The organism is Chitinophaga sp. 01L420 (assembly GCF_056399985.1).
Window position 1 is genome coordinate 62,699 of the sequence record NZ_JBFTSK010000037.1, and the last position, 12,285, is coordinate 74,983.

Annotated in this window: 11 protein-coding genes; 8 read left to right on the forward strand and 3 right to left on the reverse strand. The window is 44.7% G+C overall.

Translation table 11 applies throughout. The features are described 5' to 3' along the window. Nucleotides 1–8: 8 nt before the first annotated feature. Nucleotides 9–3,143 carry an efflux RND transporter permease subunit gene (locus AC1DP6_RS26935; RefSeq protein ID WP_477057627.1) on the forward strand — a complete coding sequence of 1,045 codons (3,135 nt, stop codon included), beginning with the start codon at nucleotides 9–11 and terminating at the stop codon, nucleotides 3,141–3,143. A gap of 71 nt (nucleotides 3,144–3,214) precedes the next feature. On the opposite strand, the gene AC1DP6_RS26940 is transcribed toward AC1DP6_RS26935, so the two are convergent. Next, the gene (locus AC1DP6_RS26940; protein ID WP_477057628.1) at nucleotides 3,215–4,312 is read right to left on the reverse strand and encodes an AI-2E family transporter; all 1,098 of its coding nucleotides are present in this window, start codon (nucleotides 4,310–4,312) and stop codon (nucleotides 3,215–3,217) included. 187 nt (nucleotides 4,313–4,499) lie between these two features. Between AC1DP6_RS26940 and AC1DP6_RS26945 the strand changes: the two genes are divergently transcribed. Further along, nucleotides 4,500–5,585 carry a family 20 glycosylhydrolase gene (locus AC1DP6_RS26945; RefSeq protein ID WP_477057629.1) on the forward strand — a complete coding sequence of 362 codons (1,086 nt, stop codon included), beginning with the start codon at nucleotides 4,500–4,502 and terminating at the stop codon, nucleotides 5,583–5,585. 111 nt (nucleotides 5,586–5,696) lie between these two features. Here the strand turns inward: AC1DP6_RS26945 and AC1DP6_RS26950 are convergent, their stop codons facing one another. Continuing rightward, nucleotides 5,697–6,617, reverse strand: a complete 921-nt coding sequence (locus tag AC1DP6_RS26950; RefSeq protein WP_477057630.1) for a helix-turn-helix transcriptional regulator — start codon at nucleotides 6,615–6,617, stop codon at nucleotides 5,697–5,699. A 454-nt stretch (nucleotides 6,618–7,071) separates the two neighbouring features. Between AC1DP6_RS26950 and AC1DP6_RS26955 the strand changes: the two genes are divergently transcribed. The 3 genes from AC1DP6_RS26955 (at nucleotide 7,072) to porG (ending at nucleotide 8,761) form a co-directional block, all read left to right on the forward strand. After that, nucleotides 7,072–7,308 (forward strand): hypothetical protein, encoded by a 237-nt coding sequence (locus AC1DP6_RS26955; RefSeq protein WP_477057631.1) that lies wholly within the window; start codon nucleotides 7,072–7,074, stop codon nucleotides 7,306–7,308. Nucleotides 7,309–7,376: 68 nt separating this feature from the next. After that, nucleotides 7,377–7,724: a DsrE family protein gene (locus AC1DP6_RS26960; protein ID WP_477057632.1), complete on the forward strand. Its 348-nt coding sequence runs from the start codon at nucleotides 7,377–7,379 to the stop codon at nucleotides 7,722–7,724. 167 nt (nucleotides 7,725–7,891) lie between these two features. Further along, on the forward strand, nucleotides 7,892–8,761 hold the full coding sequence (gene porG, locus AC1DP6_RS26965; protein ID WP_477057633.1) for a type IX secretion system protein PorG: 870 nt from the start codon (nucleotides 7,892–7,894) through the stop codon (nucleotides 8,759–8,761). Nucleotides 8,762–8,961: 200 nt separating this feature from the next. On the opposite strand, the gene AC1DP6_RS26970 is transcribed toward porG, so the two are convergent. After that, nucleotides 8,962–9,339, reverse strand: a complete 378-nt coding sequence (locus tag AC1DP6_RS26970) for a hypothetical protein (RefSeq protein ID WP_477057634.1) — start codon at nucleotides 9,337–9,339, stop codon at nucleotides 8,962–8,964. 43 nt (nucleotides 9,340–9,382) lie between these two features. On the opposite strand from AC1DP6_RS26970, the gene AC1DP6_RS26975 reads away from it, so the two are divergent. From AC1DP6_RS26975 to AC1DP6_RS26985, 3 genes are all read left to right on the forward strand, one after another. Beyond that, nucleotides 9,383–9,700 carry a hypothetical protein gene (locus AC1DP6_RS26975; RefSeq protein ID WP_477022147.1) on the forward strand — a complete coding sequence of 106 codons (318 nt, stop codon included), beginning with the start codon at nucleotides 9,383–9,385 and terminating at the stop codon, nucleotides 9,698–9,700. A 105-nt stretch (nucleotides 9,701–9,805) separates the two neighbouring features. Continuing rightward, nucleotides 9,806–11,728 (forward strand): menaquinone biosynthesis decarboxylase, encoded by a 1,923-nt coding sequence (locus AC1DP6_RS26980; RefSeq protein WP_477057635.1) that lies wholly within the window; start codon nucleotides 9,806–9,808, stop codon nucleotides 11,726–11,728. Further along, the gene (locus tag AC1DP6_RS26985; RefSeq protein ID WP_477057636.1) at nucleotides 11,700–12,197 is read left to right on the forward strand and encodes a DUF6265 family protein; all 498 of its coding nucleotides are present in this window, start codon (nucleotides 11,700–11,702) and stop codon (nucleotides 12,195–12,197) included. The genes AC1DP6_RS26980 and AC1DP6_RS26985 overlap by 29 nt, the downstream gene beginning before the upstream one ends. Nucleotides 12,198–12,285 lie beyond the last annotated feature (88 nt).

The window sequence follows — 12,285 nt, forward strand, 5'->3', positions numbered from 1 at the left end:
CCATTATTATGAACAAGTTTATAAAGAAAGTCCTTGCTTTTTCTTTAAGCAATAAATACTTCATTTTTTTTGCGACCGGTGTATTGGCGATTGCCGGCTATGTCAGTTTTAAGCAGATAGGTGTAGATGCATTTCCGGATGTAACAAATACCTCTGTTACTATTATTACCCAATGGCAGGGCCGTAGCGCTGAAGAGGTGGAGAAATTTGTAACACGCCCCATAGAGATTGCCATGAACCGGGCGCAGAAAAAAACACATATCCGTTCCTCTTCTCTATTCGGGCTATCTGTTGTAAAAATAATTTTCGATGATGACGTAGATGATACGTTTGCCAGACAACAGATTAACAATAACATTACCTCCGCTTCCCTGCCGGATGGCGTAGATCCCGAAATAGAGCCCCCATATGGGCCTACAGGAGAAATTTACCGGTATACGCTGGAGAGTAGCAAGCTTTCCATACAAGAGCTGAAAACATTACAGGATTGGGTGATTGAACGCAACCTGCTGTCTGTGCCGGGGGTAGCGGATATTGTAAGTTTTGGGGGAGAAGTGAAGATCTACCAGGTGACCATTGATCCGGACAAAGCAGTACAGTACGATATTACTGCGCAGGAAATGTTCCAGGCATTGTCTAAAAGCAATATCAATGTGGGGGGAGATGTGATCGTTAAAAATGCACAGGCATATGTAGTGCGGGGTATTGGTATTCTCAATAATGTAGATGAAATCAAAAACATCATTGTAGATCATATCAACGGAACGCCTATACTGGTAAAGGATGTGGCAGAAGTAAGTGTGGCGGCATTGCCCCGACTGGGGCAGGTAGGCCGTGACATGGATCATGATGTAGTGGAAGGGATTGTAGTGATGCGCAAAGGGGAGAATCCTGCGGTGGTAATCAAGTCATTGAAAGAGAAAATAACGGAGCTGAATACACGCATTTTACCTGATGATGTAAAGATCAGGGCGTTCTATAACCGGGAAGACCTGATTGATTTCTCTACGCATACCGTACTGCACAATATGATTGAAGGAATCATTTTTGTGACGGTAATAGTGTTCCTGTTTATGGCCGACTGGCGCACCACTATTATCGTTTCGGTGGTGATTCCGCTGGCGTTGCTCTTTGCATTCATTTGTTTACGCATAAAGGGGATGAGCGCCAACCTGCTGTCTATGGGGGCTATTGACTTCGGGATTATCATAGACGGAGCTGTGGTGATGATGGAGGGCATCTTTGTGGTATTGGACCGGAAAGCGAAAGATGTAGGGATGGAACGGTTCAATAAGTTGAGTAAGCTGGGGATGATCCGCAAAGCCTGCCTGGAAAATGGAAAGGGCATTTTCTTTGCGAAACTCATTATCATCACCGGGTTACTACCCATTTTTACTTTTGAAAAAGTAGAAGGCAAGATGTTTTCTCCGCTGGCCTGGACACTTGGCTTTGCCTTACTGGGCGCCCTGATACTCACTTTTACCCTGGTACCGGCGCTGGCCAGTGTGTTGCTGAGAAAGAATGTGCGGGAAAAGCACAACGTGTTCCTGGAATTCATTAACCGTACCACACTGAAGATCTTCAACTATTGTTTCCGGCATCGGCGTATAGCCTTTACCGGGGCGCTGATCGTACTGGCGTTTGGGTTATACTGTTTCAGGTTTCTGGGCACTGAATTCCTGCCTCAGCTCAACGAAGGCGCTATTTACATCCGGGCTACCGGGCCGTTGAGTACTTCGCTGGAGGAGTCCGTGAAAGTAGCCAATGATATGAGGAAGAAGTTGCTCACTTTTCCAGAGGTAAAACAGGTGATGTCACAAACCGGGCGGCCTAATGATGGTACGGATGCTACTGGTTTTTATAATATTGAATTGCATGTAGATATCTATCCGCAGAAAGAGTGGAAGAGTGGTCTATCTAAAACCGCCCTGATAGAGAAGATGAATGATAAGCTGGATTGGATTCCGGGTATTACCCTGAACTTTTCCCAACCTATCATGGACAATGTGGAAGAAGCTRTGTCCGGAGTAAAGGGATCTATTGTAGTAAAACTGTTTGGAGATGATTTTAAACTGATAGAAGATAAAGAAGAAGGAATAGAAAAGATCCTGAAGGACGTGCATGGCATTGAAGATTTGGGTATCCTGCGCAATATCGGGCAGCCGGAATTGCGGATTAACCTCGACCAGCAGAAGATGGCGCTGTATGGTGTTACCACAGAAGATGCCAACTCTGTGATAGAGATGGCTATTGGCGGTAAAGCGGCTACCCGCATATATGAGGGAGAGAAGAGTTTTGATCTTCGTATACGGTATCCCGAAAATTTCAGGGAGAGTGAAATTTCCATTGGTAATCTAACGATTCCGACTATACGGGGCAATAAGATTCCATTGAAAGAAATCGCGGAGATACAGCATATCGTTGGGCCCAGTATGATATACCGCGATAAGCATATGCGTTATGGGGCCATCAAATTCTCTGTGCGGGGCAGGGATCTTGGCAGCACCATTGCCGAAGCGCAGGAAAAAGTAGGAGCGCAGATAAATCTACCCAAAGGCTATTCCCTTGAATGGGCGGGCGATTTCGAGAACCAGGAACGGGCGACTAAGCGACTGATGCAGGTAGTACCTATAAGTTTATTACTGATATTCCTGATCCTGTTTATACTCTTTGGAAAAATTAAAGATGCTTTGCTGGTGTTGGGGAATGTACCATTTGCGATCATAGGCGGTATTTTTTCCCTATGGCTTACGGGCATGAACTTCAGTATTTCTGCGGGTATAGGATTCATCGCCCTGTTTGGAATTTGTGTGCAGAACGGGGTGATCCTGCTATCAAAATTCAAGACAAATGTGCGGAACATGCACAAGGCCTCTCATTTTAGTCTGGCGCATGCCATCCTGGAAGGGGTGGAGTCAAGGATCAGACCTGTAGTGATGACGGCCATGATGGCGGCTATAGGACTATTACCGGCAGCTACCAGTATGGGGATCGGCTCAGAAACAGCGAGGCCGCTTGCGCGGGTGGTGATAGGAGGATTAATTACAGATACTTTTTTCAATCTCTTTATTTTCCCGATAATATTTTATTGGGTATACCGGAGGATGTTGAAGAAAGATGCAGGGGATCCTGCATTACAATAACAATTGGTTGTTGATGATAAGTAAGAAGTTGTTCCGGTAATTCCGGAGCAACTTCTCTTTTATATGCTATATCAGGCCGGTGTTTCGTCCGGATCTATCTTTTTTACTTTTTTCACTTTGGGCTTGGATTCATCTCCCAGCAATATAGCCCAGGGGTACATTTCTTCGATATTTTCACAAATGATTTTGATAATGGCAATTGAAGGAATGGCGAGGAACATACCAGGTATGCCCCATAGCATATTGCCCAGTACCACGCCTATAATGGTAATAAGCGCATTGATCTTTACCTTGGAACCAACAATACTGGGAAATAACACATTGCTGTCTAGTACGTGTACGAGGAACAACGCAATACCTGCCTGTAAAGCCTGTATAGGCGTGCCCGTAGCCAGGGTAACCAGTATGATAAGTATAGCGGCCGTTAAAATGCCCACGTAAGGAATAATATTAAAGATAGCGGCCATTACTCCCAGCAGGATGGCGTATTTAATGCCTAATATTAAGAACAGTACGGTATTGAGAATGGCTACAATGACCATTTCTATCATCAGGCCGCCTACATAGCTTTTTATGATGGAACGGGTGCTCGCGATCACCTTGAGTAATTTGTCACGATGTTCTTCTCTGAATATTTTTATCAGGAAGGATACCAGTAACCTACGGTAGAAGAGAATAAAAAAAGCATACAGGAATACAAACACCACAAATACCAGCAGGGAGGAAAGGGAAAGAAACGTTTGACTGAGGAAGCTGGTAGCGGTTCCCAGGGTGCCCATCAGGGCTTTTTCCACGTAGCTTAACTGGGTACTGGAGTTAATATGAAATTTAGCATTCACCCAGTCTTGTGTGGAGCTAATGACCAGCACCAGTTTTTGTTGCAGTTGCGGGAAGTCCGAGATGAAAGATTCCATTTGTTTGCCCAGCAACGTCATGATCAGTGCAATGATGATGATAAAGAGCAGTACCGCCAGAACGGCTGCCATTCCACGGGGAATGCGCCATTTCTCCAGCCTGTGCACTACAGGCAGCAGCATGATGGCAATCAGCATGGCGAACATCAGGGGCACTATAATGCCACTGCCAATATGTGCCACATAAATAACCAGAATGATAGATAACAGGGTGAAGGTGAGTCTTGCGTTAAACGGTAGTTTAAACTCATTCATAGATTTAGTGCTTTTATCAAAGATATTAAAAATCAACGTGTATAACATTACAATAGCTATTATACATTTGTTTGAAGGAAAAGATTGCAGTTCCCCGGTGCTTTCATTATTTTACTGGAATGCCGGATAGCTTTTATCCATTAGCTATTGGCAGCTGGTAAAATGCCGATAAAAAATTCAAAGACTTATGAAAAAACTATTTGCCCTCTTATTGCTTGTATGTAGCAGTGTTTCTTTTTCTTTTGCAAACCCCCTGCCGGTAGATACGTTGCCTGTACGCGGATTTTGTATAGCGGCGCCCAGAGCGGATGGACTATCTTCTTTTCTCAGGTTTATAGAAACGGAGCTGGCGCCGCGACATATCAACACATTGGTGCTTCGTGTTGATTTTAATTACCAGTTTAAGTCGCATCCTGAGTTGCGTGATCCCGGTAGTCTTACCGAGCAGCAGGTAAAACAACTGGTTCAGGCCTGTCGTAAACATAATATCCGGTTGATTCCTCAGATTAACCTGCTGGGGCATCAGTCATGGGCAGGTACGACTACCAACCTGTTGAAAGTGTATCCTGACTTTGATGAAACGCCTTGGGTAAAGATGCCGGTAAAGTACGAATGGCCTAATGCGGATGGTTTGTATTGCAAAAGCTATTGTCCGTTGCACCCGGGAGTTCATAAGATTGTTTTCGAGCTGGTAGATGAGATTTGTGATGCGTTTGAGTCGACTGCTTTTCATGCAGGTATGGACGAAGTGTTTTATATCGGAGAGGAGAAGTGTCCGCGTTGCGGAGGCAAAGACAAAGCGGAGCTGTTTGCCGGTGAAGTATGGACGCTCCGTAATCACCTGGCAGAGAAGGGACGCGCTTTGTGGATATGGGGTGATCGCTTGCTGGAAGGTAAAACCACTGGTTTAGGCGCCTGGGAGGCGAGTATGAATAATACTCACCGGGCAGTTGACCTGGTTCCAAAAGATGTGATGATCTGCGATTGGCATTACGAAAGACCGGATAAAACACCTGTTTATTTTGCCATGAAAGGATTGTCTGTTATTACCTGTCCGTGGAGAATGCCGGAGAATGCAAAGCTGCAACTGAAGGATATGTATGATTACCGTATAGCAGCTACCAATGAAATGAAACCGCGTTTTCAGGGAATGATGCAAACGGTTTGGTCTGATGCGGGTAGCTTTCTGGATGAATTTTACGGAAGAAGTAAGCCACAGAAGGATACTGTGAATACGAGTGCCAATTGTTTCCGGGCAGTATTTACCAAATAGAAATTACGAATTACGAATTACGAATTACGGAGTTGTGAGAAGATAGTAAACACGGAGAACATCCGCTATTATCTTCTCACAACTCCGTAATTCGTAATTCGTAATTCCTCTTCAGTAATGTTTCTTGAGCAACGGAATAAAAATTTCAGAATAACTCGGACCATTGAGTGAAATGAAAAAATGATTTCCGCTCATTTTAAAGATCCCTTCTTTGCAGTTCATACTGATAAAGTTATACATTGGTACGCCTGCTGTAGCAAAATCCATGGGAACGGGTAGTTTGAGATAGTTGCCCCCGGTGATTCTTTTCGTCATCAGGTAAGAAAAGTTCTGTTGCAATTGCTGATGTGCGGTGGTAGCTGACAACGGAATATGGATACCGGCAAACATCGATAATTTCTCATAATCGGTAACTGGAACAGCATCCAGGGTACCGGTAATGATCCTGCTTTGAGGCAGGTCGTATAAGGTCTGCATCTTTTTAAATAAAGTATAATGCTGGGTCATCCTGGCAATCATTTCAGCAACAGGATCCTGTCCACGGGAAATAAGGGAATAATAGAGTATACTATCTGGCAGCTTTACTTTTTCACAGCGTTCATAGCTGAATAGACCGCCGAATGCTTCGCTGCCAAAGGCTGCGGTGATACCCTCCGTAATCTGCAGGGTTCTTCTTTCGTTAGGCAGAATAATAATGCGGCGGAAGTCCTTTGGACTTTCTTTAAAATGTTGCTTGAAAGCTTTGCTAAAAGCTGCTGTGGTAGCGTATCCGCAATGGTCACTTATTTCACCGATATTATAGCCACTATGCCGGAGCAGGCCGGCAGCAAGTTCCAGCCGGTGACGCTTTACATAATGCCAGAAAGGTTCTCCCATGTATTCTGTGAAATTGTGGTAGAAATAAGAGTAGGAGATTCCCAGTCTTTCTGAAACATCTTTAATATTAAATGGGTCGCTGACATGATCATCTGCATAGGATAAACCCTGTAAAGCAAAATTTTCGAGTTGTTCTTTCGACAGAAGGGCGGACATACAATACGGGGATTTAAATGATTTTCAGTGGATTTCGGTACATGCTGATTTCATCAAAGCTCAATCTTTCTCTACATGAACATTATCTCTAATTTAATTTTTTTTATGATTACCGGATACGTAAATTTTTATATCATAGTATATAATTGGATATCAATATGATATAAAGGCTATTGAAGTATTATTATTCATAATATGTTTGATTTTGGTCCTGGGACCTCCCATTATTTTAAAAGAAATAATAGAAAAAGCTAAAATGGACAAACCGTTAATCATGAGAATAAATAACTTTAGCAGTAGTGTCATGTTCATAGCTCCAACCAGGTAATTCAATACGGATTTTATAGCATTCAACATATTTTGTCCTATCAATCCTGTTGTGGAGTTGCGGCAGCGCAACGCCATTTCCAGGCGGTAAAAACATAGCAGATACAGGTCGCATAACCTTATTATTATGATAGCCATCATCGTTATTTTATTGTTATTGTTGTGCCTTGGATGGGTATTATTATTCCGTCATTTCAGGGCATTACAAACAGCGAATATCAACCTGGTAAAACAGGAGCAGAGAGAAGCTTCGCTACTATACCAGTTGCGAGAGGTAAAAGAGAAATATCATAAGCTGGAAGATAAGCTGAGAAAGGTACAGTATGAGCTGTACAGTGCAAAGCATAAAGAGGATCATAGTTAAGTCCTGACATCCACCTTTTATAGATTTGTTAGTGTTGGTTTTACCAATATTTGGTTAGGTTTGTCCCCATGCAGGTAGTTTTTCAAATCACATCCGGTGAATCCGATGTGCAGCTGTCTATGCTGGGACAGCTCCATAATCTTCTCCAACAGGCAGCAGCCACCCAAACACGTATAGCCGTAGAGGTAGTTGTGCATGGACATGCATGGAATCTTTTACTCATAGATGGGAATCCCTTATCTGAAAAGGTGCTGTCTTTGCAGGAACGTGCTGTTAAATTTCTTATTTGCCGGAATACCCTGAATGGCCGTCAGCTACAGGCAAGCCAGTTGCTGCCTTTGACAGAAATTGTCCCTGCGGGGATCTTTCATCTGATCAACCGGCAGGAAGAAGGATGGGCTTATATAAGATGTTAGATTAATTGTTTATGAGTTAATTGGTTTATTAGTTTATTTTTACATTTTATTAGCCGTGCGGGTATACGTGTGAAAACTATTGGAGGGGGAGCACCAAATAAAAATTGTAATAATAACGTTAAATGGATGCACGATTGAAAAGGACTAACCTCTTAAACTTTAATACATTGAAATTTACAAAATCTACCGGAATACTGTTGTTATTCATGGCAGTTCCCTTTCTCACCTTTGCGCAGGACTGGCACGTAGGCGCTTTTCTGGGCATTAGCAATTACAGCGGAGATCTGACCCAGCAAAGGGTAGATATGAAGTACACCCGCCCCGCGCTTGGCTTGTTGGTAAGAAAAGATATTAACCGCTACCTCACTATCCGGGCTGCCATTACCTGGGGAATAGCCACAGGGGCTGATAGTACCAATTCATCGAAAGACCTGGTAGCGAGGAATCTGAGTTTTCGTTCAAATGTGCTGGAGGGAAGTCTGATCGGAGAATTCAACTTTTTTGATCTGGATGAGAAAGGCTTTACTCCTTACGTTTTTGTGGGCATCGGTGGATTTGGATTTGATCCTACTGCGAAAGACCAGTCTGGTAACCGTGTACGGCTTCGTCCACTCGGTACAGAAGGACAGGGATTACCGCAGTATCCTACCCGTCAACCTTACGACCTTATGGCTATTTCCATTCCTTTTGGAGCAGGTGTAAAAGCTATACTGAATGACAACTGGACCCTTGGATTTGAAATAGGATTCCGCCCAACCACTACCGATTACCTGGATGACGTAAGTACCAATTACGTAGATCAGAATACATTGCTGGCGTATCGTGGCCAGAAGGCGGTGGATATGGCTTTTCGCGGTGATGAATTAACTGCTAAAGGAACTACTCCAGGGACTTATCCTGCGGATGGTGCTATTCGTGGTTCTGACAAACATAAAGACTGGTATGCCTTCTCCGGATTTACCATTACATATCGTTTGGGCGGTGATCGCGGATGGGGTAAGCAGAAAGCTACCCGCTGTCCGATACTCAGACCGTAATAAATTGATTACTAATATATTGAATGGGTTATTTAGTATTGCAATCCCGGCTTAAAGCCGGGATTTTTTTATTGGCATAGTTGTTGGATTTATGAGTTCAAACAGGTAATAACGCAGCCACCAGCTTATGGCGGACAGCAGAATCACAAATCGCGGAGATAGTAATGAGACGATAGCCGCAAAAATAAGTTGGTGTGCAACTACCTGTTATAACTAACGAAAAAGAAGTGCCATGAAGAAGTTTTTGTTTTTAGCTTCAGTGATGTTGACAGTGGGTAGTGCCAGTCTTTTTGCTCAACACAGGCCGCCACATCCACCGCTGCCACCAAGGCCTCCGTTACCGGCACATTTTCCACATCCGCCGGCACCGCCAAGGCCATCGCATCACTGGCATCCGCCAAGGCCACCAATGCCGCCGCATCCGCCAAGGCCAGGATACAGACCTCACCGTCATTATAAGCATCATAAGCCTCACCATCGTACTTATCACAGGTATAGCTACGTTGGATATCCGGGAACGGATTATGTTGCAAATAATGTGACAGTAACAGGATCTCCTCTATAAATGAATACACCACAACTTTTATTTGCCAACCGATCTTGAACTAAAAACCACACAACATGAAAAAAGTATTGTTATTGATGCTGCTGATGGGCGGCACAGTGCTGACTACTTATGCACAAAGAGGATACGATCGCGGATACCGTGATCATGGTCGCGGACATGGACACGACCGCTGGGAGCGGGACAGATGTGAACCCCCAAGAAGAGAATACCGCCGTGGATGGGATGACGATTGCTATCGTCCGAGGAGAAGGGTGGTATATATGCAACCAGCTTATTACCCGGTTGTGCCAGTACCGGTACCTGCACCGGTACGCTATTATCCATCCAGGCCGAGAGCTGTATTCCACGCGGGTGTTACTATTGTGAACTGATAACTGAAAATGGAATAAAATGAATGCCTCCCATTATTTAATGGGGGGCATTTTTTATTGCGGTGCGGTATGGTTACTTTTGTTGATTGGTAATAAGATTCAAACATGGCATATAAAAATCTCAGACATTTTATAGATACGCTGGAACAGGCAGGAGAACTGGTACGCATTAAAACCTATGTGGACCCTAAACTGGAAATAGCTGAAATAACAGACAGGATAAGCAAATCGCCGGATGGGGGTAAAGCGTTGCTGTTTGAAAATACCGGAACAGATTTTCCGGTTCTTATCAACTCCATGGGCAGCTATAAACGTATGTGCCTGGCGCTGGGTGTACACGAACTGGACGATGTAGCCGGTGAAATTGAAAATCTTTTTAAACTGTTATCCAAGCCCAAAGAAAGCATCCTCGATAAATTGGCGTTATTGCCCAAACTGGGACAGTTTGCCTCCTGGATGCCCAAGGTAGTGAGTGGAAAAGGCAGCTGCCAGGAAGTAGTGATGTCTGCCCCGGACCTCAGCAAACTACCGGTGCTTACCTGTTGGCCTAAAGATGGAGGCCCGTTCGTGACACTGCCGGTAATACATACCAAAGATCCGTTGACGGGTACCCGCAATGTTGGCATGTACCGTATGCAGGTATTTGAAAAAGATATGACCGGTATGCACTGGCATAAACATAAAGTGTCTGCCAAGCACTTTATGGAATATAAGAAGCTGAATAAACGTATGCCCGTTGCCGTAGTACTGGGCGGAGATCCCGTTTATACCTACTCAGCTACTGCACCACTCCCGGAAAACGTGGATGAATACATGCTGGCAGGCTTTCTCCGTAAAAAGAAAGTAGAGCTGGTAAAATGTATTACCCAACCGGAGATTGAAGTACCAGCAGATGCAGATTTTGTGATAGAAGGCTACGTAGAACCGTCTGAAGAACTGGTATGGGAAGGTCCGTTTGGCGACCATACCGGTTACTACTCTTTGGCCGACTGGTATCCTAAATTTCATGTAACAGCAATTACGCACCGCAAGGACGCCGTATATCCGTCAACGATAGTGGGCATTCCTCCGCAGGAAGATGCCTGGATAGGAAAAGCCACAGAACGTATTTTCCTGGCGCCTATTAAAATGACGCTGGTACCAGAGATCATTGATATGGAAATGCCGGTAGAAGGGGTTTTCCATAACCTGGTGATCGCGCAGATCAAAAAGGATTATGCAGGACAAGCGCAGAAAGTAATGAATGCGATGTGGGGAGCCGGACAAATGATGTTCAACAAGATCCTGGTGGTAACAGATGACGGGGTAAAGATTAACGATTATAAACAACTGGCGCAACATGTCTTTCGTCATCTTAACCCGGCTACAGATATTTACCTGAGCCAGGGGCCTATGGATGTACTGGATCACTCCTGTTCCAAAATGGGTTTTGGCGGTAAGATGTGTATCGATGGTACCCGCAAGTATGAAGAGGAAACAGATACTGCTTATTTACAGGTAGCTGCTCCCCGTACTATAGATACCACCGCTATTATGCAGCAGTTCCCTGAAATTAAGGGTATTAACAGTCACCTGCTGGCGATCGACATCTCCTGTATACTGGTAGCGGTAGAAAAGCGCCGCCCATTCCATGTACGTGAGCTGAACGAGCAGCTATATACCTTGCCGGCACTGGCAGGCATAAAAATGATACTGTATGTAGAGCATACCGTGGATGTGAGTGACCTGGCGTCGGCACTATGGCGTTTCTGTAATAACCTGGATCCCAAGCGCGACAGCTTTGTGATCAATAAGCCATCTGCCGAGGCAGGGAAGTATATTGGGGGGATAGGTATGGACGGCACCCTGAAAACGAGGCTGTTGGACAACTTTGAGCGGGACTGGCCTAATATTATTGTGGCGGATGATGCGACTATCAGTAAAATAGATGCCAAATGGGGAGAGCTGGGCCTGGGACCCTTCCTTGCGTCTCCATCTCTCAAATACAAACAACAGATTTATGGGGAAGAAGCAGTGGTACAACAGTAAGTATATACTCCTGTTATCTTTATTGGCCGGCAGCGTTCCCGCAGCCGGCCAGGCCAGTACAGCAGACTTTCATTTGCTGGACAAACTACAGGGTACCTGGAAGATGAACACCCGGAAAAGTACGATTGTGGAAAGCTGGAGCCGGCTAAATGATTCTACCTGGAGCGGCAAAACCTGGCGGATAGTGGGTGCTGACAGTGCTTTACAGCAAACCATGCTGCTCACCAGAAGAGGTAATGACATGTATTTTATGCCTGTTTACGAAGGACATCAGCCAACAGTGCCTGTACGCCTGCGATTACGGGTATTAAAGCCGGTAGGCTTCGTTGCAGAAGACCTGAACAATGATTTCCCCAGAAAAATTACTTATCGTTTTAAAGATACCCGCCACCTGGATGCCCGCGTAGAAGGCATGCGGGACGGTACTATAGAGGAGTATATCTTTCAGTACTCCATCTCAGAAGACTAAAGATTCCCGATTGCGTAAATCATTTTCCCGGTTCGATAGCGCCCCTGGCATTGCTGTACCTACTTTTGTGCAACACACGATACACACC

What these genes read in the sequence shown, in the direction of transcription:
- AC1DP6_RS26955 (WP_477057631.1), top strand. Translation starts at nt 7,072, where the DNA reads ATGATAGCCATCATCGTTATTTTATTGTTATTGTTGTGCCTTGGATGG.
- AC1DP6_RS26950 (WP_477057630.1), bottom strand. Translation starts at nt 6,617, where the DNA reads ATGTCCGCCCTTCTGTCGAAAGAACAACTCGAAAATTTTGCTTTACAG.
- AC1DP6_RS26960 (WP_477057632.1), top strand. Translation starts at nt 7,377, where the DNA reads ATGCAGGTAGTTTTTCAAATCACATCCGGTGAATCCGATGTGCAGCTG.
- AC1DP6_RS26945 (WP_477057629.1), top strand. Translation starts at nt 4,500, where the DNA reads ATGAAAAAACTATTTGCCCTCTTATTGCTTGTATGTAGCAGTGTTTCT.
- AC1DP6_RS26985 (WP_477057636.1), top strand. Translation starts at nt 11,700, where the DNA reads ATGGGGAAGAAGCAGTGGTACAACAGTAAGTATATACTCCTGTTATCT.
- AC1DP6_RS26940 (WP_477057628.1), bottom strand. Translation starts at nt 4,312, where the DNA reads ATGAATGAGTTTAAACTACCGTTTAACGCAAGACTCACCTTCACCCTG.
- AC1DP6_RS26975 (WP_477022147.1), top strand. Translation starts at nt 9,383, where the DNA reads ATGAAAAAAGTATTGTTATTGATGCTGCTGATGGGCGGCACAGTGCTG.
- AC1DP6_RS26980 (WP_477057635.1), top strand. Translation starts at nt 9,806, where the DNA reads ATGGCATATAAAAATCTCAGACATTTTATAGATACGCTGGAACAGGCA.